Annotated in this window: 15 protein-coding genes; 7 read left to right on the top strand and 8 right to left on the bottom strand. The window is 63.9% G+C overall.

Annotated elements, in window-relative coordinates; all coding sequences use genetic code 11:
• The first annotated feature begins 34 nt into the window (after positions 1–34).
• Entirely contained in the window at positions 35–1,873 is a 1,839-nt protein-coding gene (locus CDA63_RS02560) for a hypothetical protein (protein ID WP_088462882.1), read from the top strand.
• A 209-nt stretch (positions 1,874–2,082) separates the two neighbouring features.
• Here the strand turns inward: CDA63_RS02560 and CDA63_RS02555 are convergent, their stop codons facing one another.
• The 5 genes from CDA63_RS02555 to CDA63_RS02535 form a co-directional block, all read right to left on the bottom strand.
• A complete protein-coding gene (locus CDA63_RS02555) occupies positions 2,083–2,622 on the bottom strand; it encodes a hypothetical protein (protein WP_088462881.1) in 540 nt (179 codons plus the stop codon).
• 45 nt (positions 2,623–2,667) lie between these two features.
• Positions 2,668–4,584 (bottom strand): hypothetical protein, encoded by a 1,917-nt coding sequence (locus CDA63_RS02550; protein ID WP_126546699.1) that lies wholly within the window; start codon positions 4,582–4,584, stop codon positions 2,668–2,670.
• A gap of 131 nt (positions 4,585–4,715) precedes the next feature.
• Positions 4,716–6,044 carry a hypothetical protein gene (locus CDA63_RS02545; protein ID WP_088462879.1) on the bottom strand — a complete coding sequence of 443 codons (1,329 nt, stop codon included), beginning with the start codon at positions 6,042–6,044 and terminating at the stop codon, positions 4,716–4,718.
• A 78-nt stretch (positions 6,045–6,122) separates the two neighbouring features.
• Positions 6,123–6,659: a carbohydrate binding domain-containing protein gene (locus tag CDA63_RS02540; protein ID WP_126546698.1), complete on the bottom strand. Its 537-nt coding sequence runs from the start codon at positions 6,657–6,659 to the stop codon at positions 6,123–6,125.
• 85 nt (positions 6,660–6,744) lie between these two features.
• Positions 6,745–8,145, bottom strand: coding sequence for a hypothetical protein (locus tag CDA63_RS02535; RefSeq protein WP_088462877.1), 1,401 nt, complete (start codon positions 8,143–8,145; stop codon positions 6,745–6,747).
• 216 nt (positions 8,146–8,361) lie between these two features.
• Between CDA63_RS02535 and CDA63_RS02530 the strand changes: the two genes are divergently transcribed.
• From CDA63_RS02530 to CDA63_RS02510, 5 genes are all read left to right on the top strand, one after another.
• On the top strand, positions 8,362–10,626 hold the full coding sequence (locus tag CDA63_RS02530; RefSeq protein ID WP_206780448.1) for a hypothetical protein: 2,265 nt from the start codon (positions 8,362–8,364) through the stop codon (positions 10,624–10,626).
• A gap of 30 nt (positions 10,627–10,656) precedes the next feature.
• Positions 10,657–11,394: a glycosyltransferase gene (locus tag CDA63_RS02525; protein WP_088462875.1), complete on the top strand. Its 738-nt coding sequence runs from the start codon at positions 10,657–10,659 to the stop codon at positions 11,392–11,394.
• 74 nt (positions 11,395–11,468) lie between these two features.
• Positions 11,469–12,392: a glycosyltransferase family 2 protein gene (locus CDA63_RS02520; protein WP_199797480.1), complete on the top strand. Its 924-nt coding sequence runs from the start codon at positions 11,469–11,471 to the stop codon at positions 12,390–12,392.
• Positions 12,393–12,601: 209 nt separating this feature from the next.
• Positions 12,602–14,041, top strand: a complete 1,440-nt coding sequence (locus tag CDA63_RS02515) for an aldehyde dehydrogenase (protein ID WP_088462873.1) — start codon at positions 12,602–12,604, stop codon at positions 14,039–14,041.
• 82 nt (positions 14,042–14,123) lie between these two features.
• Positions 14,124–15,635, top strand: coding sequence for an ArnT family glycosyltransferase (locus CDA63_RS02510; RefSeq protein WP_088462872.1), 1,512 nt, complete (start codon positions 14,124–14,126; stop codon positions 15,633–15,635).
• A 33-nt stretch (positions 15,636–15,668) separates the two neighbouring features.
• Here the strand turns inward: CDA63_RS02510 and CDA63_RS02505 are convergent, their stop codons facing one another.
• Positions 15,669–17,120: an energy transducer TonB gene (locus tag CDA63_RS02505; protein WP_088462871.1), complete on the bottom strand. Its 1,452-nt coding sequence runs from the start codon at positions 17,118–17,120 to the stop codon at positions 15,669–15,671.
• Between the two features lie 214 nt (positions 17,121–17,334).
• A complete protein-coding gene (locus CDA63_RS02500) occupies positions 17,335–19,560 on the bottom strand; it encodes a S9 family peptidase (protein ID WP_088462870.1) in 2,226 nt (741 codons plus the stop codon).
• A 125-nt stretch (positions 19,561–19,685) separates the two neighbouring features.
• Here CDA63_RS02500 and CDA63_RS02495 point away from each other — a divergent pair, with 125 nt between their 5' ends.
• Positions 19,686–20,630, top strand: coding sequence for a hypothetical protein (locus CDA63_RS02495; RefSeq protein ID WP_088462869.1), 945 nt, complete (start codon positions 19,686–19,688; stop codon positions 20,628–20,630).
• A gap of 107 nt (positions 20,631–20,737) precedes the next feature.
• Here CDA63_RS02495 and CDA63_RS02490 read toward each other — a convergent pair whose 3' ends face one another.
• Positions 20,738–22,246 carry an OmpP1/FadL family transporter gene (locus CDA63_RS02490; protein ID WP_088462868.1) on the bottom strand — a complete coding sequence of 503 codons (1,509 nt, stop codon included), beginning with the start codon at positions 22,244–22,246 and terminating at the stop codon, positions 20,738–20,740.
• Positions 22,247–22,305: the final 59 nt, after the last annotated feature.

The raw sequence follows: 22,305 nt of genomic DNA, 5'->3' as shown, positions 1-22,305 counted from the left end.
GGTTGGTTTGGCGGGTCTACTTTTTCATTCTAACATGCTTTTAAATAAGCGCTACGCTACCCGCACGCCCCTCTGGCTGGCGCTGATTACGATGCTGGTGCTGCTCGTATTTTCCTGGCATTTTTATGTAGAGCGGGTGGCTTATTACGACCTGGCCTACCACCTGTTCACCTACCTCCGGACCAAGCACTTGTTTATCCAGAACCGGCGGTTTGTGGCCATGGTAACGCAGCTGCCCACGCTGCTAGCTATCCGGACGGGACTGCCGCTGGAGGCCGTTATGCGGGTGTATTCCACGGCTTTCGTGCTCTATTACCTGGGGGTGCTGCTGGCCTGCGCCTACTGGTTTCGCAACGAGCAGGTGGCGCTGGTAGTGGCGCTGGCCTTCGTGCTTCTAACGTCGCGCACCTTCTTTTGGGCGCAGTCGGAGCTGCCGCAGGGTTTGGTGGCGCTGCTGCTGTTCTACGCCGGCATTTCGCGGCAGGCCCCGGTGCAGCGGCACTTTAGTACGCTGGCGCTGGCGGCCCTGATTCCGGTATTTATTTTTGCGCACCCGTTGCTGCTGCTGGGGTTCCTGTTTTTGTGGGCCTACGACTGGCTGCTCAATCAGCGCTTCCGCGACCCACTCTACTACGGCCTGCTGGCCATCGGCCTGCTGACGTACGGCCTGCGGGTAATCCTGACGCCGGCTGGCTCGTACGAGACCACGCAGATGACGTTCGGGCCCAACCTGATCCAGTATTTCCCCAACTACTTTTCCCTCGGTAGCTTCGATACGTTCTGGGAGCTATGCGGCACCGAATTCCTGGCGTTGCCGGTGCTGCTGGCAATCCTGACGATTTTCTACCTGACCCGCGGCAGCAAACTAGGCTACCTGCGGCTGCTGCTGATCTGGGCGTTTGTCGTGGGCTACGTCTTCATCATCAGCGTCACCCGCCCCGGCTACACCGAGCTTACTTATCTGGAGAACTTCTACCTGCCCCTGACCCTCTTTGTGGCCGTGCCGTTGGCGCTGGAATTGATGCCCGCCCTCGAAGGCCGCTGGCCCCGCTGGGGTCCGTCCCTGGTGGCAGTAGTTTTGGGCCTAGTGCTGGTGGCCCGGGTTAGCCTGATCTGGTACCGCCACACCCCGTACACGGCATACCAGGAGTGGATTACGCGGGTGCTGGCCTACACCAAGCAGTTTCCCGAACGCAAATTCCTGCTTTACCCCAACAACATCGACCCCCACCACCTGCGGGCCGGCTGGCCCTGGTGGGCACTGGCCAGCGAAACGCTCATCCGCAGCGCCCAGCAAAGCCCTGATTCGGTGCAGACCATCCGCGTAGACTGGGATCTTGATGCGCTGGCGCTGGCGGGTGCCCAGCCCGACGCGTTGCTGGGTCCCTTCGAAACCCTGAAGACGGCTGACTTGCCGGCCGCGTACAGCCGGTTTCCAGCCACTACCACGTACCGAAAGCTCAACTCGTCGCCCCCTCAGGAGCCAGCCGAACTCGATGCCTACATTGCCGACCACCGGCCGGTGACGCTGAGCCTGCCCGATGCGGTGCCCGTGAGTTGGCCAGCGGGCCAGCAGCATACTATTCGGGTGCGTATTGCGGTGCCCGAAGCCCTCCGGCCCCTGCACTCTGCCACTTGGGTCGAGCACCCGACCGTGCTACAAACGGCCTTCTACCGCGGCCAGAGTTGGCCAAGCGGCGTAGCGCCCGTCACGACAACGTTGGAAATGGATATCTGGCAGCCCTGGACCCAGACCCTGGCCCTCCAGGCCCCCGACAAGCCGGGTCGCTACACGTTCGAGGTGAGCCTGATTAGCCAGAACTACCGCGCCTGGCCGGTCCGGGTACGCATTCCGGTGGAAATCACTCCCTAGAGCAAATTTTAGGTTGACATACAGCAGGTGCCCAATGTAGGGGCGGGGCTTGCCACCGCCCGCCGTTGAACGATTATCGTTGTTTTGACGCGGTAGTCTACCGTTCAATGGCGGGCGGGGGCAAGCCCCGCCCCTACCCTGCGCTGACGCACATACACGGACCTGAAAACCGTTCTAAAAACTACCCGACGAGTTCTGCCGGGCGCCGCTTACTCGATGGCCTTAATGCTGATATCGTCGAGGTAGACGGGGGAAGTGGCTTTGGAGCGCCACAGAAACACCTTCAGGTGCTGATCGGGGTTCAGGCTGTCGGGCAGGCTGATGCTCTTGGATACTTTAACCCACTTGTTGTGGACTTTCGCGGCTTCCTGCAGATTGATTCCATCCCCGAAAAGCTGCTTTTCGTTGTGAATTGGGTCAGTAATCTGCACGCCCAGCTCGCCCGTCGAGTTATCATCGGTCAGGAAAACCCAGGCTTCCACCTCCAGACTACGGGGCTGGAAACCAACAATCTGGCGCAGCGGGGCTTCGTAGGTCAGGCTGAATTCGCGGTTTTGGTCTACGTAAATGGCATACTGGCCGGAATGGGCCTGCGCTTTGGTCACGGCTCCCGGGTCGCCGGACCAGCCCAGCGAGGACTCAAAATCGTTGTGGGAGATGTAGCCATCGGCAACGGGAGTCGTCGGGGTTTCCGACGAACAGGCGGCCAGCAGGCTCAGCACGGATAAGCTGCCAAGAAGAAGCTTCATAAAAACGAGGGATAAAAAGACGGCCAGTACTGGCCACCGCCGAAGTTATTGGCGAGGGGCAGCAGCTTTGGTGAGGGGGGTGAGTACTTCCAGGCGCAAGTTATCCAGCAGCGCCCGGGAACCATCGTGGCTGGCCGCAAATACGCACAGCTCGTCGGTGGGGCGCAGGTTGTTGGGCAGCGGCACATCGAACCACACCTTATTCCAGACGCCCAGCTGGGAGCCATTGTTGTGCAGGCGCACGGCGTAGCGCACCGGCCTTTTGCCGGCGCCGTCTATCATTAGCACCAGCTGGTCGTTCCAGGCGCCCCACTCCGAGCGCACCTGGGCCGACACCCGGACCCACTGCCGCGGAAACAGCCCCGCCGAATCGGCCCGCAGCACCAAGGGCGTGGTGGCCACCCGCCGCTGCCCCGCCAGCAACGCCGACTGGTGGCTGCCCTCGGCGCCGGCCTCGTTCGTAACGCCCGCCTGCTCGTTCAGCGGCTCCTGGTCGAAATCGCGCAGGCCCACCGTGCGGCGGCTGAAGAACGGCGCTACCTGGCTGATTCGGCTGGGCACGTCGAGCAGGGCATAATCGTCCTGGGTGGGGCGGGCTTTGCTGAAGATGGCCTGGTAGTAGCGCCGGGTCATGTCTTCGGTATGAATGATGCCGTACATGTACTGCCAGTGCTGGAACAGGTTCAGATCGACGAGCAGTACCAGCACGGGCACAAGCAGGGACACGCCCACCGTCCGCCAGCGGCGCAACCCGAACACGGCCGCCAGCAGCGCCGCCCAAACCAGGCTAAGGGGCGCGTAGGAGGCCACCAATGCCCGCTGGCCGAAGCTGCCGCCGTACCACCAGATGTCCCAGGCCGACACAATCCACAGATTGACCAGCGCGTAGAGCAGCACCGGTACGGCCACCGCCCGGTACTGCCGCAGCAATGCCAGCCAGCCCAACGGCAGCAGCAGCGCCAGAGGCGTGTACACCAGCCAGCCCTTCTTGAAGCTGATGAGCACCTCGCGCAGATGCGGATGCAGCAGCGAAAACGTTTGCTCCTGGTAGCTATACACGATAAACGAGCCGGTCATGGCCTTCCAGTAGAGCAGCTGGGGCAGCAGGGCCAGGGCGCCGCAGGCCAGCAGCAGCAACACATCGGGCCAGCGCTGGCGCAGCAGAGCCAGCTTGGCCCGCAACGCGGCAACGGAGCCAACGCCCCAGAAAACCGGCAGGAGCGCCGCTACCGCTTCCGTCGGGCGCGTGAGCACCAGCAGGCCCAGCACCAGGCCGATACCCGCCGCCGCTGCCCGCGAGGGAGCGCGGTGCCATTTGGCCGTCAGCCACAGCAAAAAGGCATACAGCGTGAAGCCGTAGGTATGAGCCATGGCCGCATCGAAAACGGCGTACTGGAAATAGTTGGTCCCCAGCGCGACCAGCACGAGCGTAGCCGCCACGACGCCATCGGCGAAGTAGAGCCCCAGCACCCGGCGCAGCACCGCCAGACCCAGCACCCCGTAGGCCAGCCCGCCAAAGGCGATGGCCACTTGGTAAGGGGCCGAAAAGCCGTCCTGGGGGTAGTGCCAGAGCGCGGCGGCCCAGTGCCCAAGCCAGAAAAATGGCAGCTGCAACAACGCCACGCCAATTGGGTACTTCATCACCATCGTGCCATCGGTGAGGCCCGGGGCCGCGAAGGCCTGGTAGAAGCTGCCCGACGGCGAGTACTCGCGCATGATGTCGGGCACGAAGCGCAGGTAGCGCAGGTCGTGGTAGATGAACTTGGCCGGCAGGTAGAGGTAGTAGCCCATGGCATCCCAGGTGAGGATGGCCTGCACGTTGCGCGTATCCCAGTAGGGCGCCCAGAGGCGGGCCTGCACCATCAGCAGGGCCAGCACCACCACCGCCAGCAGCGAGTAAAGGCGGCGCGGACCGGCGGCACCTAATGCGGGAGCCATGGATACGGGAGCAACTGACGACATAACGCAGGATAGGAAGGAGGAGATAAGGCCGGCCAATGTGGCAGGAATGGTGCGGGTTGTCTTGCTTCCGTTTGAAGCTCCGCCACTGCCAGTTGGCCGCAACGCAGCCAACTGCCACGGTGCGCGAAGTGCTAGCGCCGGTGATTTTCGGCAACCGGCGCGGGGGGGCGGCGCCAGGCCAGGGCCAGCACGAACATGCCCACGAAGAGCGTGAGCGACGTTAGGTAGGCGTAGGGAATCTGGATAAAGGCGTAGAACGTGCTCAGGTAGAAGCCCAGCGAAACCAGGGCCAGGGTCCGGTAGTCGAGGCGGAAGCGCAGCTTCCAGTACGCCCCGGCGCTCAGGGCCACCGCCCCCACCGAGGCCAGAATGTGGGCCTTCTGCAACAGGGCAATGCGGGCGGCCAGGTCGCCACCCCCGAATTCATAGAAAAAAACGGCGAACCCCAGCCCGCCGAACAGGTGCCCGGAACCCTCGGCCGACCGACTCCACTCGCCCATGGTCGCGATTTTATATTCGCTCAGGGCATGGAAGAAGATGGTCCAGTCTTTCGACAGAAACGGCACCACGTAAATACCCACGACGCCGGCCAGCGTGAGGGCCGCCACCAGCAGGGCGTGGCCCCGCCCCCGCTCCCGCCACAGCAGCCACAGAAACAGCGGCACCCAGAACAGCACCGAGTAGCGCGAGAGCAGACACAGCACCAGGGCCGCGGCCTGCACCAGGGCCGAGCGCGAGAAAATGGACGCCGCCAGCACGCAGTAATAGGCCACAATGGTCAGCTCCACAGTCTGGGCGTACAGGCCGCTGTCGAGGGCGATGAAGTAGTGCAGCAGCCCCCAGGGCAGCACCGCCAGCAACGCGAAGGCCAGCAGCCGCAGCCGCAGCCCATTCAGGAAGGCCAGGTAGGCCCCAAAACCCAGCAGCAGCCCGATGCCCAACGACCACCAGCGGTAGTCGATACCCAATTGGTCGGCTGCCACGTAGGGCAGCCATTGCAGGGGCAGGTGGTTGGGAAACAGCGGGTACGGCAGGTTGGTGATGTAGCGGTACACCACCTCGCCACTACGAAAGCGGCTGACGTAATTCTGCAGAATGGGCACAATATCCGATTCGTGCACATTAATGGGGTGGCCGGCCAGCACCGGGGCCTGGGCATACAGCACGGCCACGCTGCCCAGCAACGCCATCAGCCAAGAGCCCAGCACCCGGCCCCGCTCCAGGGGTGCAGGGCCGGCACCCGGCGGGTTATCGAGTTGGGCCATCAGGGCGCAGCCGCAGAGCGCGGCCGACACCAAATAGAATAGCACGGGGCTCCAAAACGGCCCGTAATAGCCCCGCAGATCAACGAAAAACCGGATTTCCAGCCAGAAGGCCACCACCGCCCCCAACTGCCAGGGCCAGCGCGGCCCGGCCCAACGAACGATACTTGCCGGAAAACGGGCGGATAGTGCGGGCATAGAAATGGATAGGCTTAGCGGCGTAACCGGCCACGGCCAAGCCGCAGCCGGTTACGCCGGGGCAGACCGGCGGGCGGATTACTCCAGGCCCTTAATGGTCAAATCGTCCAGGTACACCGGCGAGGCCGCGTCGGAGCGCCACAAAAACACCTTCAGGCGCTGGGTGTAGGTCACGTTATCGGGCAGCATAAACTCCTTGCTCACCTTGGTCCAGGTGTTGTATTCCTTCACCTGCTCACTCAGGTTGATACCGTCGCCGAAGACTTCCTTGTTGTCCTGGTCAGGGTCCACGACCTGGAGGCCCAGCTTGGCGCTGCCCTTGTCGTCGGACAGGAAAACCCAGGCTTCTACCGTCACGCCGCGCAGCTTGTGCGGGCTCATGTCGCCGAGCATGGCGTTATAGGTCAGGCTGAACTCCTTGTCCGGGTTCACCACGGTGGCGTAGCTGCCGGAGTGCGCGTGCTCCTTGGTCAGGGCCGTGGCATCGGGCAGCCAGCCCATCATCGACTCGAAGTCGTTGCGTGTGATGTAGTCGCCGGCAGCGGCCTGGTCGGATCCGGAGGAGGAACAAGCGGCCAGGCTAAGGGCTAATCCGGCGTAGAGCAATGATTTCATGAAGAAAGCAGAAAAGGTTTTAGCGGCGAAATTAGCCAGAATATCAACATAAGCCACCCCGCCCGGCAATCAAGCCGGCGGCGGGTTATTCGGGCCGGCTAGGACCGGGGCCGCCCGACCCGAGCCAGCGGACCGGTAGGGGCAGGTACTGGGCCAGCAGCAGCAGCGCTGCCCAGGGCAGCAGCCACGCCACCCGGCCCTGCAGCCGGTCGAGCACGTTGGCCAATCCCCCGGTTACCAGCGCGTTGGCACCAATCCCGACGCCGACCACCAGCACGAAGCCCACCAGCGCCGGGGCCACCCGTCTCCGGCCAGGGCCCAGCAGCGCCAGGCCCAGCACCAGCAGGGCCAGCAAGTGCGCCCCGTAGGTGCGTTCGTTGAGGGCCTGGAATTCCAGCTGGCTCCGGTTCTGCATCGACGACATATATTCTTTCAGCTCGTAGGACGCGTATTCGCCTACTTTCCAGTAGGGGTTGGTGTTTTCGCGGAACGCCGTCAGGCCATCGCCGTGGCCGATGTGGGTGAGCTGGCGCAGGGTAGCCTGCACGGTTTCGGAGAGCAGCACCGGGTAGTAGCGGGGCGAGAGCAGGATACCGCGCAAAATGCGCTGGTACTCGGCGCGGTTGGCGTTCCAGCCGCCGGTTTGGTTGAGTGGGCTGCTGGCGTCCCACATAAAGGTAATGGCGTCGTTGGGCAGCTGGTTGCGGAATTCGCAGAGCCGGTACTTGTTGTCGGGGCCACAGTTATCGGCCAGGTATTTTTCCAGCACCCCACTTTCCGAGAGGCGAGCCACCAGAAATGCCGAGGAAGCCCGCGACAGCGTGAACCCGCCCCCGAAACCGGCGTGCAAAGCTGGCAGCACCAGCCAGCCGGCCAGCGTAACGGCCAGCGTGAGCCACCAGGTGGGCCGGTGCACAATTCCCCGCCGGAACAGGTGCTGCCCCCAGGCCACGGCGCCCACGGCCAGCACCGTGAGCAGCAGCGTAAGCAGGTTGGATGAGTGCATGATGGCGGCCAGCAGCAGCACGGCCAGCAAGGCCAAGCGCTCGGCCACGGCCGGCCGGCTGAGTAGCAGCAGGGCCAGGGCCAGCAGCCCGATGGCCGTAAAAATATCGGGCATCAGTTGGCTGCTGTACCAGGCTACGCCCGTCAGCCAGGCGACGCCGGCCACCAGGGCCAGCCGACCGGCCGGGTGCCGCAGCCGGGGCGCGAAGGCGCTCATCGTGCGCCAGAGCAAGGCGGCCAGCAGCAGACCCTGGGCGAAAATCACCAGCCAAAGGGTTTTGCGTAGCCCCGTTACCAGCACCCACAGGCCGTAGGTCAGGGGCCGGTCGTCGGGCACGGTACGGTTGATGGCGCTGTTGAGGTAGGTGCCCGAATCGGAGGTAACGAGTGGGAAGCCGTTGTAGAGCCCGGCGCTGATAAGCACCAAGGCGGCCAGCAGCAGCCAGAAAAAGGTAGTGCCCGCGCGGCGGATAGCAGTCATAGAAAGCGCTGATAAGTCGTACCCGGCTCCGGGCCGTCGGGCCAAAGATAGGTAGAGGGCCGCCAGGGGCCGCGGGGCCGGAGCGGCGACGGGCCGGCTTACTTAGCTGGGCCGAATCACCTGCTTATCTTTGGCCAGCGGCTATCTTTACGCACCCCTTCCGCCGACTCTTTTCGCCCTCCCTTGGCTTTCTCCGCTTCCCGCCGTCGGCACCTCGTGCCGGTTCTGGTTCTGCTGCTGCTCACGGCGGCCCTGATGTACTGGGCCCTGGGCCCGATTTTGCTTCACCCCGGCCAGTACGTTTTTGCCGCCAACGGCGACGCCACCAAGAACTACTACTCCCTGCTCTACCACGTCCGGTACGGGGCTGGCACCCACTTCACGGGCATGCTCTACCCCTACGGTGAGCACCTCACCTTCGCCGATGGCCAGCCATTGCTGGGCGTGCCGCTGGCTTTTTTGCAAGGGCTGGGCATGCCGGTAGCCGGGGCGGGCGTGGGCCTGCTCAATACCCTGCTGCTGCTCTCGTTGCCCGCCACGGCGGTGGTGGTATACCTGCTGCTGCGGCGGGTGCTGCTGCCGGCCGGGCCGGCCATTGTGGGGGCGCTGCTCATTACGTTTCTGGCCCCGCAGCTGGAGCGGTGGCTGGGCCATTACGCCCTCTCGTATGCCTTTGTCATTCCGCTGCTGTGGTACCTGCTGGTGCGGGCCCTCGATGCGCCCCGGGCCTGGGGGCCGCTGGTGGCCTACGCCCTCGTGGGCCTGCTGGCCGGCCTGCTCCACCCGTATTTATTGCTGATAACGGCGCTGTTGGGCCTGTCGTACGCGTTGGTGGCGTTGCTGCAGCGCCGGGCCGGCACCCGCTCGGCCTATTCGTGGGACCTGTTTCTGCGGGTGGCCGGGGCAGCCGTGGCGCCCATCGTGCTGTTTCAGGTCTTTATGGCCCTCACCGATACCCTAACCGACCGCCCCAGCACGCCCTACGGCTTCCTGGTGTACCGGGCCAGCTTCGCCAGCGTCTTCTTCCCCCCGCTCGACCCCCTCGACACTTTCTGGCGCACTGCTTTCAACACCGAAGCCGGCAACGGGGAGGGCCGGGCCTACGTGGGCCTGGTGGCGCTGCTCGTTTTAATACTCACGGCCGTGAAGGCGGTGCGCTACCTGGTGCGCGGCCGATTCCGGCTGCTGCTGGTGCCGGTGCTGCCGCGCCCACTGCGCATTGGCGTGTACGCCGGGTTGCTCACGTTGCTGTTTGCCTGCGGGGTGCCCTTTATTTTCGGGCTCGAAGGCTTGTTGGATTGGATCAAGCCACTGAAGCAGTTCCGCTCCATCGGCCGCTTTGCCTGGATATTCTACTACTTTTTCACGGTCTACGCCGTGTTTTACTTCTACCAGCTGGCCCGCTACCTGCAGTTGCGCCGGGCCGGGCGGTTTGCCCGAACAATGCTGGCGCTGGTCGTGATTGTCTGGGCCTGGGAAGCGCGCACCAACTTCGACACCTGGGTTCACCGCATCAAAGAAACCAACCAGAACCCGCAGTACACGGTAGACGCCCTGCTAAACCCCACCGATAAGTACATCAACTTCATTAGCTGGCAGGGCACTCGCAGCAGCGACTACCAGGCGATTCTGCCCCTGCCCTACTTTCTGCTGGGTCCCGAGCAGTTCGGCACCAACGACATGCCGTTTTCGGCCTACGAAGCCATGCGCACGTCCCTGAGCTCGGGCCTGCCAATTGTGGCCTCGGCCATGTCGCGGACTTCCCAGGCCCAGGGCCTGGCCGCGACCCAATTGATGTCGGCCCCCGAGCTGCCCAAAACCATTCTCCAGGACTTTCCCTCGCGCAAGCCCCTGCTGCTGCTGGTTACCGATGAAACCCTGACGCCCGCCGAGCAGCGGCTGGTGGCCCTGGGCCGGCTGCTGCTCCAGGATGGGCGAGTGAGCCTGTACTCGCTTCCCGTCGAGGCCCTCGAAGCCCAACCCTACCGCCTGGCGGCCCTGGCCGCAGCGGCGGCTTCGCCGGGCCTGCCCCCCGACGCAGTACGCCGCACCTGGCCGGTGGCCGGCAGCCCGGCGACGCCGTTGGGCGGCGGTTCGCGGAAGGCAGCAAACCAGGAGGTGCTGTTCCAGGGGCCTATTCCGGGGGCCCAGGACACCACCCACTACGAGATATCGACCTGGGTGCGGGTGGTGGGCGCGGGCAACCTGCCCGCCCTGCGGGTGCGCGAGCTCGACGGGCAGTCGGGGCAGGTGGTGGGCGAGCACGAAAAGCTGGGCCGCCTGAGCCAGGAGGTGTACCGGGGCTGGATGCGGGTGGCCGTGGTACTGCGGCTCCAAAATCCTAACAACCGGCTGGTAGTGGAGCTGACCGGCGACCCGTTCGAAACGGCCCACTTGCTCATCCGGCCCGCTTTCACCGACGTGTACGACCAACCGACGCCCGGCCGCTACTTTAAGAACAATTTCCCTCTTCAGGATTAACCTGCGTTATTGCGTCCGTTCCGCTATCCTATGCCCGTTCCCGTCGATTTAGTTTTGCCCTGCTACAACCCGCCCGCCGAATGGGCGGCGAACCTGATCAGCAGCATGCAGGAACTGGGCGGCTACCTGCCGGAAGTGGACTTTACGGTGCACGTAATCAACGACGGCTCGACCCACCCGCCCACGCCGGCCGAGTTGGCGCTGCTGGAAAGCAGCCTCCCCCGCTTCCGCTACGCCACCTACGCCCAGAACCGGGGCAAAGGCTACGCCCTGCGCTACGGCATGCTGGGGGCGCAACACCGCATCTGCCTGTTCACCGACATCGACTTTCCGTACCAGCCCCAAGGCGTGGCCGACGTGGTGCGGGCACTGCTGGCCAACCAGTGCGACGTGGCGGTAGGAGCCCGCACCGACACCTACTACCAGCAGGTGCCAGCCGTGCGGACGGCCATTTCGCGCTCCTTACGGTTCTGCACCCGCCATTTGCTGCGCCTGCCCGTTTCCGACACGCAATGCGGCATCAAGGGGTTCAACCAGGCTGGAAAAGCCCTATTTCTGCAAACTCACGTCGACCGCTACCTCTTCGATCTGGAGTTTTTGTACTGGGCGGCCCGGGTGCCGGGCCTGCGGGTAACGCCCGTGCGGGTGCAGCTGCGGCCCGGCGTGGTATTCAGCCGCATGAACTTTCGGCTGTTGCTGCGCGAAGGCTACAACCTGCTGCGCATTGTACGCCGGCCCCCGCCGGCCGCCACGCACCCGGCCCGGTAAGGCAGCCGGTGGCGATGGGCGTTTATCTTTACCCGCGCCTTCCCTTTCTACTCTCGCCCAGCCGCCCCCGCCCTGTGGATCTGTCCGTCGTCATTCCCATCTATAACGAAGAGGCCAACCTCGGCCCCCTTTACGAGCGGCTGTGCGGGGTGCTCGACCCAATGGCGCTGCCCGGCGGCTACGAGCTCATCTTCATTAATGATGGCTCGCACGACGGGTCGCTGGCCTTGATCCGGCAACTGGCCGCCCGCGACGAGCGGGTGCGCTTCGTGGATTTCAGCCGCAACTTCGGCCACCAGATTGCCGTGACGGCCGGCCTCGACCGGGCCCGGGGCGAGGCCGTGGCCATCATCGACGCCGACTTGCAGGACCCGCCCGAGCTGCTCCCCGCCCTCCACCAGAAGCTGCGCGAAGGCTACGAAGTGGTGTACGCCCGCCGCCGCAGCCGCCAGGGCGAAAGCGTGGCCAAAAAGCTTACGGCCAAGCTTTTTTCCCGCCTGCTGGCCAGCATCACCAACATTTCCATTCCCGTCGATACCGGCGACTTCCGGGTGATTTCGCGCAAGGTGGTGGCCGCCCTGCGCCAGATGCCGGAGCAGAGCAAGTTTATCCGGGGCCAGATTTCGTGGATTGGCTACCGCCAGACCTACCTCGAATACGACCGGGCCGAGCGGGCCAGCGGAACCACCGGCTACACCTACCGCAAAATGTTCCGGCTGGCCCTCGACGGCATCACGGCCTTCTCTGACGTGCCCCTGAAAGCGGCCACCGTGAGCGGTTTCGTGGTGTCGGGCATTGCCTTCCTGGTGATGCTCTACACCCTCTACGCCCGCTTTATCTCCCACGACTACCAGCCGGGCTGGGCCTCGCTGATGATCAGCATCCTGTTTCTGGGCGGCGTCCAGCTGATTGCCGTCGGCATCATCGGCGAGTACATTTCCCGCCTCTCCGCCAACGCCCGCCAACGCCCCCTCTATATCGTGTCGGAGGAAAAGTGAGGAGGTGGGAGGTGAGGAGGAAAGGTAAGGAAGTGAGCAGGTAGGAAGAACGTCATTCTGAGCGAAGGCGGAGCCGGAGTCGAAGAATCTCTACCGCAACGGTAACCTTGCCGTCCACAACGAAGCGGCAGAGATTCTTCGACTCCGGCTCCGCCTTCGCTCAGAATGACGTTCTTTCTCACCTCCCAACCTCTCTCACAACCTTCCCTATGCAGTTACTCAACCTGATCGGGGGCGAACTGGTGCCGCCGGGGGCGGGGTGCTACCTGCCCGTTATCGAACCGGCTACCGGCCAGGCCTTTGCCCAGGTGCCCGACTCGGATGCGGCCGACGTGGATGCGGCCGTGCGGGCGGGCGAGGCGGCCCTACCGGCTTGGCGGGCCTTGCCAGCCGAGGAGCGAGGCCGCCTGCTGGTGCGGCTGGCCGAACTGATTGAGCGCGACCTCGAGGCCCTGGCCCAGGCCGAAAGCCAAGACAACGGCAAGCCCCTGCGCCTGGCCCGCACCCTCGATATCCCGCGGGCGGCCAGCAACTTTGCTTTCTTCGGCACGCTGGCCCAGCACTTCGCCACCGAAGCGCACGTGCAGGAAGGTGTGGCCCTCAACTACACGGTGCGCCACCCGCTGGGTGTAGTAGCCTGCATTTCGCCCTGGAATTTGCCGCTCTACCTGCTGAGCTGGAAGATTGCTCCGGCCCTGGCCGCCGGCTGCTGCGTGGTAGTCAAACCCTCGGAACTGACGCCCTGCACTGCTTTTCTGCTCAGCCAGCTGGCTATTGAGGCCGGTCTGCCTCCGGGTGTGCTCAACGTGGTGCACGGCACCGGTCCGCGCGCCGGGCAGGCCCTGGTAGAGCATCCCGGCATCCGGGCCATCAGCTTCACGGGCGGCACTGCCACCGGGGCTCACCTGGCCCGCACGGCAGCCCCGCTGTTCAAAAAACTCTCCCTGGAACTCGGGGGCAAAAACCCCAACCTCGTGTTTGCCGACTGCGACCTAACTGAGGCCGTACGCACCAGCGTGCGGAGCAGCTTCGCCAATCAGGGCCAGATCTGCCTCTGCGGCTCCCGCATTTTTATCGAGCGCCCCATCTACGAGCAGTTCAAAACCGAGTTCTTGGCCCAGGTGGCTGCCCTGCGCGTGGGCGACCCGCTCGATGCGGCCACCGACCAAGGAGCACTAGTGAGCGAGGCCCACTTGCACAAAGTCCTGAGCTACATCGAGCTGGCTTACCAGGAAGGCGGGCGGTTACTAGCGGGCGGGCAGCGCGAGCAACTGTCGGGCCGCTGCGCGGGGGGCTATTTCGTGCAGCCCACCGTGTTCGAGGGGCTGGCCCCGGGCTGCCGGGTAAACCAGGAGGAAATCTTCGGCCCCGTCGTTACGCTCACACCCTTCGACACCGAAGCCGAGGCGCTGGCCTGGGCCAACGGCACCGAGTACGGGCTTTCGGCCACCCTCTGGACCCGCGACCTGGCCCGGGCCCACCGCTTGGCCCCGCAGCTGCACGCCGGGGTGGTATGGGTGAACACCTGGTTGCACCGCGACCTGCGCACCCCCTTCGGCGGCATGAAAAATTCGGGTGTAGGCCGCGAGGGCGGGCTCGAAGCGCTGCGGTTTTTCACTGAGCCCCAGAACGTATGCGTGAAATTTTGAGCCGCGCCGACGAGTAGCGGGAAGTCGTCGCCAGTCGGTCGCCGCAGAGGGCACTGCTGGCCCGTTAGGCTTATCTTTCCCCGTGTTTTCGTCCGCCCCTCCCCTCTCTACCCGTCCGCTGCCTTGGTGGCGGCGCTTTGGGCCGCTGCTGTTGCTGCTAGCCCTGGCTTATTTCCCGCTGTTCTGGCAGCTCACCTCCTTTCCGGTGCAGCAGTGGGACGAGTCGCGCACGGCCCTCGACGCGCTGGGCATCCTCGTCCACCACGACTGGCTGGTGATTCGCTACCTCAACGAGCCCGACCTCTGGAACAGCAAGCCCCCGCTCTGGACCTGGCTACTGGCCGGCAGCATCCGGCTATTTGGCCCCACCGAACTGGGCCTGCGCTTGCCCGCGGCCCTGGCAGCTCTAACCACGGTGCTGCTCATTTACGCCGCTGCTGCCCGCTGGCTGCGCAGCCCCTTGGCGGGCCTGCTGGCCGGCTTGGTGCTGCTCACCAGCCCTGGGTACATCACGTTTCACGTGGCCCGCACCGCCGATTTCGATGCCATGCTAACCCTTTGTACCACGGCTGGAGTACTGAGTTGGCTGGCCTACCTGCGCACTGGCCGCCGCCGCTGGGCCGGGGCCACGGGCCTGAGTTTCGCGGCGGCCGTACTCACGAAGGGCATTGCCGGGGCCATGTTCGGGCCAGGGCTGCTGCTGGCCGTGGCCCTGACGGGCGGCGCGGCCCGGCTCCGGCGACCGGCCCCCTGGCTGGCCGCCGGGTTGGTGCTGGTGCTGGCCGTGGGCTGGTACGTAGTGCGTGAAGCCGCTGCCCCGGGCTACCTGGCGGCCGTGTGGGACTACGAGGTGGGGGGGCCGGCCGGCAACCAGCTCGAAGGCCACTACAAGCCCTTCGAGTGGTACTTCAACTTACTGGCCGAGTACAAGTTCTCCCTCTGGCTACTCCCTGCGCTGCTGGGAATCAGCCTGGGCTGGTGGACGCCGCGGGGCAGCCGGCCCTGGTGGCTGGCGCGGGTCCTGACGGCCGTAGTGGCGTCTTTCTACCTGGTCCTGGCCCTCACCCAAACCAAACTTTTCTGGTACGATGCCCCCGCCTTTCCGCTGCTGGCCCTGCTGGTAGCCGCTGGCCTCACTACTACCTTTCGGACGGTACGGGCGGCCGTGGCACCGGGGCGGCCGCTGCGCTACGCCGCACAGGTGGCGGGCGTACTGGCCTTGGCCACGTTTCCCTACCTGAATCAGATTCAGTACCTCCGCAAGCTTTCCAACCATCGGTTCGAAAACCACCAGCTGGTGTACGGGCACCATTTGCGCTACCAGCGCCAGCAGCTGCCCAACCTCAACCGCTACATTCTGGGCACCGACGGCTCGTTCAACGACTCCCCCGAATTTTACCGCCTGGCCGCCGAGTATCAGTTTGGCCACTGGGTGCGGCGGCTGGGCCCCTGGCAAACGGGTAAAGCCCAGCCCGGCGAAATCGTCGTCGTGTGCGGCCGCCAAGCCACCGCCACTTGGCAACAGTTCTTCCAAACCACCGTGCTGGTGCGCTCTGACTCCTGCCTGACCTTGCAACTAGGCCCGCGCCGCTGATATAGAGAGAGAGGTAGTGAGAAAGAACGTCATTCAATTCAGGCGGCTGAGCGTGGTTTCCAGGTCGGTGAGGTTGGTTTCCTCGAAGCGGAGCGTATCGACGGGCGGGGCGCCGGCGGGGCGGGCCTCCCGGGCCAGGAAGGGCGCACCGTTCTCGTAGCGCAGGCCCACGATGGTAGCGCCGGCGGGGGCAGCCATGAACTGGTAGCCACCTTCCTGGGGGGTGCCGCCCACTACCACGCGCCGCCCCGGCACTACTAACCGCACGGCCGTTTGGGGGTTGGCCACGAAGGCGGGCACGAACAGCGGCGACGCTTTGCCAGCCCAAGGGCGGCCAGCAGCCAGCCAGCCAAGGCGGCTGGGCTGCAAGGCATTAGCCGTAACGGCCAGATCTGTTTCGGCCGCGGCCTCATCTGGAGCTTCAAGCTCGGGGGCGGCGGCCAAATCGGTTTCGGGGGCGGTGGCCTGGCCGGGCTGAAACTTGAAGCGCACCGGCAGCACCAACCGCACCTTCACGAAACGGCCGTCCTGCTGGCCCGGTGTCCAGCGGCCCGAAGTCTGGCGCAGCACCCGCAGCACCTCCTCGTCGCAGCCATTGCCGAGGCCGCGCAAAATGCGGGGCTCCCGGATGCGCCCGCTCTCATCTACTACAAACGAGGCAAACACGAGGCCTTCGGTTTGATTAACCTGGGCCTGCTGGGGGTAGCGGATGAGCTTGTTGATGTCGGCCGGACCCTGGCCGTAGCGGGGCATCCGCTGGGCCTTGGTCAGGATTTGGCTCGACGGCGCGGGGGCCGCCTCGCCCTCGGCCCAGCGCACGACGCTGCCGCTACTTTCGGCCTGGCCATAAAACAGCGGCGTGTTGCGGGAGCGGCCCTTCAACTCCAACTGAAAGTTGCGGCCCGAAGCCAGGGCCAGTTGCTGGCCGTGGGCCGAGGCCCGCACCAATACCGCCCCGCTCAGCTCCAGGGGCCGGCCAGCTTCGGTTTCGGTCAGCAGGTTGGAAAGCAGCATCGACGAGCCCGAGTAGCACTCCTTCAGCTCTACCCACACGGTGCCGGTTACCGGCTTCTGCCGGCCATCGACCAGCGCCCCGGCCGGAAACCGAACGATGGTGCCCTCCTGCCCGCGCACTTCGGCGGCCTTGGTGGGGTCGATTTGGAAGTACTCGCTGGGCTTAAGCGTGAGGTCCTGGAGGCGGGGTTCGGCGGGTGGGGGCGGCGTTTCGTCCTGGGGCGGGCGCGAGCTGCGGTACACCACCAGCGGGGCCCGGCGGCGGGTGGGCCGCTCCACCCGGTGCCAGTCGCGCTTGATGGGCGTGGCAGCCAGGGGCGTATCGAGCGAGTCGTAAGCCAGTGTGTCGGCCAAAGCGGGCGACACGGGCGGGGCAGTCGTTTCCTCAGTTGCTTGTTCGGGCTGGCAGGCCAGTAGCAGCCCGCTACTCATCATCAACAGGAGAAATCGGCTGGAAAGTCGGGCAAGCATCGCAGGTAGGGAGTCGGAGGAAACGGGAAGTGGCCGAAATTCGGCTTTTTCTCCCACAAAGCAGCTTGTCAACGCGGTTTAATACCATAATATTCCTTGAGGCCGGCTTTCTTCGCCCCCCCTTGCACCAGCTGCTGGCACTCCCCGAAGCAACAGCGGCGGCCCCATCAGGAGCCGCCGCTGTTGATTGAACAGTACCGCTTTCCAACTCAGCCTACAGGTTTTGCAGCACGAAGTTGGTCATCTGGCGGTACAGGTGCAGGCGGGTATTGCCGCCGTAAATGCCGTGGTTCCGGTTGGGGTAATACAGCGTCTGGTAGTCCTTGTTGGCCTTTATCATGGCATCCACGAAGGCCACCGAGTTCTGGAAATGCACGTTGTCGTCGCCGGTACCGTGCACCAGCAGCAGCTTACTTTTGAGCTGGTCGGCGAACTGCACGGGCGAGTTGTCGTCGTAGCCCTGGGGGTTTTCCTGGGGCGTTTTCAGGAACCGCTCGGTGTACACCGTGTCGTAGTAGCGCCAGTTGGTAACGGGGGCCACGGCCACGCCCATCTTGAACAGATCGGGGTTTTTGGTGAGGGCCAGCGTGGTCATGTAGCCCCCGAAGCTCCAGCCCCAGATGCCAATGCGGGACTTATCCACGTAGGGCAGGGTGGCGAAATAGCGAGCAGCCGCGGCTTGGTCCTGGGTTTCGAGCTTGCCCAGGTTGGCGTAGGTGCTCTTTTTGAACGCCGAACCCCGCGCCCCGGTGCCCCGGTTGTCCACGCTCACGATGATGTAGCCCTGCTCGGCCAACAGTTGGTGCCAGAGGTAGTTGGTGAAGGCAATGCCCCCGCCGGCGTCGTCCTTCACGGTCTGCGAGCCCGGGCCGCCGTACACGTACATAAGCACCGGGTACTTTTTGGCGGGGTCGAAATTAGCCGGCTTGAGCACCGAGGCGTTCAAGTCTACCCCCTCATCCGTTTTGAAATTGATAAATTCCAGCTTGCCCAGGTTGTAGCCGGTAAGCTTCTGGCGCAACGCGGCGTTGTCTTCCAGCACCTTCACCAGCTTGCCATCCTGGCCGTTGCGCAGGCTCACTACCTGGGGCTGTCCGGCCTCGGAGTGGTAGTTAAGGTAGTACTTGGTGTCGGGGCTCATGTTCACCACATCTACGCCCCCGCCAGCTTCGCTGAGGCGGGTTTTACCCTTGCCCTTCAGGTTGATGCTGTACAGGTGGCGTTGCAGCGGCGACTCCTCGGTGCTGATAAAGTAGACCTCACCTTTCTTCTCGTTGAAGCCCTCAATGCTGGCAATTTCCCAGTTGCCCTTCGTGAGTTGGCGCACCAGCTTGCCCTTCATGTCGTAGAGGTACAGGTGGCGGTAGCCGTCCTTTTCGCTCGTAAACAGGAACTGCTTGCCGCCTTCGAGGTAGCGTAAATCGTCGTTTACCTCCACGTAGGCCGGGTCAGTATCGGTCAGCACCACGTCGGTTTTGCCGGTGCGGGCATCGGCGTGCAGAATTTCGAGCTTGTTCTGAAGCCGGTTCATGCGCCGGATACTGAGCAGGTTCGGCGTTTTGGTCCAGCCAATGCGCGGAATATACTGGTCGGCCTCCGGGCCCACGTCCATCTTCACGGTCTGGCCCGCGGCCACGTCGTACACGCTCACGCCCACGGTCGAGTTCTTCTCGCCGGCCTTGGGGTACTTGTAGCGGTAGTCCTGCGGATACAGCGGGCCCCATTCCTGCATGTTGTACTCGGGCACCGCGCTTACATCGAAGCGGTAAAACGCTACCTGCCGCGAATCGGGCGACCATTGGAAGCCTTGGGCGAACTCGAATTCCTCCTCGTACACCCAGTCGGTACCCCCATTGATGATCTTGTTCAGCTCACCGTCGGTGGTCACGGCCGTTTCGCGCATTGTGGCCAGGTCAGTCACGAACAGGTTGTTGTCGCGCACGAAGGCCACGCGCTTGCCGTCGGGCGAAAACGTGGCGTAAAGCTGCTTGCCTTCGCCCGCACTTAAGAGCACGAGCTGCTTGGTGGAGCGGTCGTAGACATAGAAAGTCGACTTGCTGCTGCGCCGGTAAATGGGTTCGGTGGCGGTGCTGAACAGGATTTTGGTTTCGTCGGCGTTGAAGCTGTAGCCATCCACGGGCAGGGGCTGGGCCTGGCCGGGCAGTTTGAGGTCTGCCGCCGCCACTATCGTTTGCACCGGCTGGCCGGTGGTCACGTCGTTTTGCACCAAGTCGCCCTTGGCCAGCGAGGAGTAGTAGCGGCCGTCCTTCATCCAGTTGAAGCCGGCTACCGACTTGGCGGAGAACGTGCCCTTCTGCCAGATGTCTTCGAGGGTGATATTTTGCTTTTGCTGAGCGAAGGCCACCGGGGCGGTAGCAGGCAGCAGCATGGGGCTGGCGGTGGTTAACAGCAGGGCCAGGCCCAGGGAACGTAATTTCATGCGGGTTGAAATGAAATGTCGGCGGGAATATGCCGTTAAGGTAGGCAATGCGGCCCGCAAGGTTGCACGTGGGCCGGCTCCCAGGCGGGCTTTCCCGTGTATCTTTACTGCCTATCTCCTGCCGTATGCGTTTCCGTTCGATACTTCTGCTGGCCTTGCCCGGGCTGGCGGCCGCCTGCCAGCCAGCCCTTGAGCCCGGCCCCCAGGTCGATTTGGTGGCCAGCGCCCGCCTGTCTACCGCCAACCGCCTCCTCACGACGCCCGGCGACACCGTGGCCACCGGCATGCTGGCCCGCGCCGACGGCGACAGCCCGCTGAAGCAGGTACGCATTACGGTTGAGTATAGCCCTATCCCCGAGCCGCTCGACCCACTCTTCTACAACACGTACCCCGACCTCACCAAGGCCCCCAAAACCACGCTAGTTTACCTCGACAGCACCGTTTCTGCGCTCAGCGAGCTGTACTTCCAGAGCGTGCATGGCATCCGCACCACTGCCGGGGTCGAAACCTGGTCGTATATGGCCACCGACACCGAGGGCCGGACGGGTAAAAGCAGCCAGCGCCTACGCCTAGGCCGCACCGATTCGGCGGCCGTATTCCACAACTACACGGCAACCCTGGAAGCACCTGGGGCCCTGGGCCGGCGCCGGTTCCTGGCTCTGCGCGAGGGCTTCGTGCTACCCAGTTTCAGCCTGCGTAACCAGCCCGCCAACCAGCAACTCATCGATTTGGTGTTCCGGCCCGAACGCGGCACGGCGGCCCCCACCCTCTCTACGCCCGCCGACGATTCGCTGGGCCTAGCCTCGAAGTGGCCCCAGCGCCTGGCCACCCTCATCCGGCGCACCGCCCTCACGAAAAGCGACTTCCAGGCGGCGGGTACGGCAGCAAACTTCACGGCGGCCTATAATGGCGGCACCAACTTCGCGCGGCCAGCCAACACGGGTCCGCTTGCCAAAGACCAGGTCGTCGCCTTCCTAACGCCCGAGGGCAAGTACGGCCTGCTGTACGTCGAGGAAATCATTACCACCGGTACTCGGTCTATCCGGGTGCAGGTGCGGGTGGGCAAGTAGCAGCGCCTAGCAAGCCTATAACCAACCGGGCCGGATCGTAACGCACGTATGCGCCACGGTCCGGCCCGATTAGCTATAACTGCTGGAGTGGCGACTCGGCTAGCAGCCTAGAAGAGGATGCCGGCCGTGATGGTGGTCGTCAGGGGTTTGCTGTTTACCTCTACCACAGGCGTTTTGGTGTTCCTCACGAACAACGTGTAAGGGCTGTAGAGTTGCTTACTCTGGGCATATACGCCGGCCACATCCAAGAAGAAATTGCCCTGGCGTAGCCCCAATCCACCCGTGAAGTAATTACGCCCTTGGCTGACCGAAACGTCGCGGTAGGGGTCGCCGTAGTGGGCGAAACCGGCCCGTACTCGCAGCACATCGAGGCGCAGCTCGCCACCGAGGCGCACATTTACGGCGCTGGAATAAAGGCTGCTCACGGCATCATTATCGCCCCCAAAGTCGCGGGCACTGTTGGCGAACGAGCCGTTGGCATTGTTGGCTAGGTGCGCCTGCGAGTAATTGAGGTATTCCACGTCACCACTCAGAAAACCATACTTACCGATTACGGCCGAGATACCACCGGTAGCACGGAACGGCGTCGTGAGCGTGTAGCTCAGCTGTTCGGCATCAATGGCGTCGCTGGCCGACGAATAAGTCTGGTTACCCACCTTGATGGGCTTATCGAACTGGGCCTGCAATGAGGCGTTGTACGTTTCGTCGAACTGAAAATACGTGGGCGTCTGAATGGAGGCACCAATACGCAGGGCATCGACGGGTCGGTAAATCAGGCCAAGGCGGGCATTTATGCCGGTACCGCGGGTATCGATGGCACTACGCAGGCGCAGCGAGCCAAACGACGTCGCCTCTTCGTCCGTCACGGTCTGGGGGTCAACAACGGTCGTGATTCTTTCCGTGCTGTAGCGGCTAAGCACAATGCCCACCCCGCCCCCGATGTAGAATTTGTCCTGATAACTGGCTCCGTAGGCAATATCAACCTGGGTGTTGGCGCCCGTAGTGTTCACGGTTTCACCCTGGCGCAATGGCTGGTCACCGAAACCAGTGGCTAAAAAAGGGTCCGAAAGCCGCCGCTCACCATTGATGGAGTCGGTCAGAAAGGTGTTGTAAGCCAACTCGTCGAGGGCACCGCCGTGGTCTTCATCCAGGCGCTGGAAAAAGTCCTGGTTCTGGGGCGGGTTGCCATCGTAACGAAAGCGCTGGTTGAAGTCGGCCGTCCGAATCAGACCCAGCGAGAAGGCCCCTGCCCGCCAGGGGCTGGGGTCGCCGTCGGGCCGGCGATGCGCGAACACCATCCCGAGGCTGGCCACGTTCAGGTTGTTGCGCGACTCGCTGGTAGTCGTTCCGAAACCCTGGCTGCTGGTGTTCAGAAACGAAACGCCCGGCGAAAAGGAAATTTCGGAGCGCTGGAACATGCCCAGTCCGGCAGGGTTAATGCCCACCGCCCCGTAGTCGCCGCCGATGGCGGCTCCGGCCCCGCCGATGCCCAGCGTGCGGGCCGTACCTATAGGCTGCGACTGCGAATTGCGAAGGGCATCGACTTGATATTGGGCAAAAGCGTGGCTGGCCGAACCCATCAGGGCCACGGCAAAAGCGTATTTCAGCGTTTTCATAGAAGGGAAGGAATTCAGCCGACGCCCGGATCAGCGCCGGCTCCAGAAGATAATATCAG

The sequence above is a fragment of the Hymenobacter amundsenii genome (assembly GCF_002204745.1).
Lineage (GTDB): Bacteria > Bacteroidota > Bacteroidia > Cytophagales > Hymenobacteraceae > Hymenobacter > Hymenobacter amundsenii.
Note: the sequence above shows the minus strand (reverse complement) of the source record. Positions and strands in the feature narration are given on the sequence as shown.

Bases quoted from the DNA above. Each gene is read 5' to 3' on its own strand.
- CDA63_RS02560 (WP_088462882.1), top strand. From the start codon at position 35: ATGCTTTTAAATAAGCGCTACGCTACCCGCACGCCCCTCTGGCTGGCG.
- CDA63_RS02555 (WP_088462881.1), bottom strand. From the start codon at position 2,622: ATGAAGCTTCTTCTTGGCAGCTTATCCGTGCTGAGCCTGCTGGCCGCC.
- CDA63_RS02550 (WP_126546699.1), bottom strand. From the start codon at position 4,584: ATGTCGTCAGTTGCTCCCGTATCCATGGCTCCCGCATTAGGTGCCGCC.
- CDA63_RS02545 (WP_088462879.1), bottom strand. From the start codon at position 6,044: ATGCCCGCACTATCCGCCCGTTTTCCGGCAAGTATCGTTCGTTGGGCC.
- CDA63_RS02540 (WP_126546698.1), bottom strand. From the start codon at position 6,659: ATGAAATCATTGCTCTACGCCGGATTAGCCCTTAGCCTGGCCGCTTGT.
- CDA63_RS02535 (WP_088462877.1), bottom strand. From the start codon at position 8,145: ATGACTGCTATCCGCCGCGCGGGCACTACCTTTTTCTGGCTGCTGCTG.
- CDA63_RS02525 (WP_088462875.1), top strand. From the start codon at position 10,657: ATGCCCGTTCCCGTCGATTTAGTTTTGCCCTGCTACAACCCGCCCGCC.
- CDA63_RS02515 (WP_088462873.1), top strand. From the start codon at position 12,602: ATGCAGTTACTCAACCTGATCGGGGGCGAACTGGTGCCGCCGGGGGCG.
- CDA63_RS02505 (WP_088462871.1), bottom strand. From the start codon at position 17,120: ATGCTTGCCCGACTTTCCAGCCGATTTCTCCTGTTGATGATGAGTAGC.
- CDA63_RS02500 (WP_088462870.1), bottom strand. From the start codon at position 19,560: ATGAAATTACGTTCCCTGGGCCTGGCCCTGCTGTTAACCACCGCCAGC.
- CDA63_RS02495 (WP_088462869.1), top strand. From the start codon at position 19,686: ATGCGTTTCCGTTCGATACTTCTGCTGGCCTTGCCCGGGCTGGCGGCC.
- CDA63_RS02490 (WP_088462868.1), bottom strand. From the start codon at position 22,246: ATGAAAACGCTGAAATACGCTTTTGCCGTGGCCCTGATGGGTTCGGCC.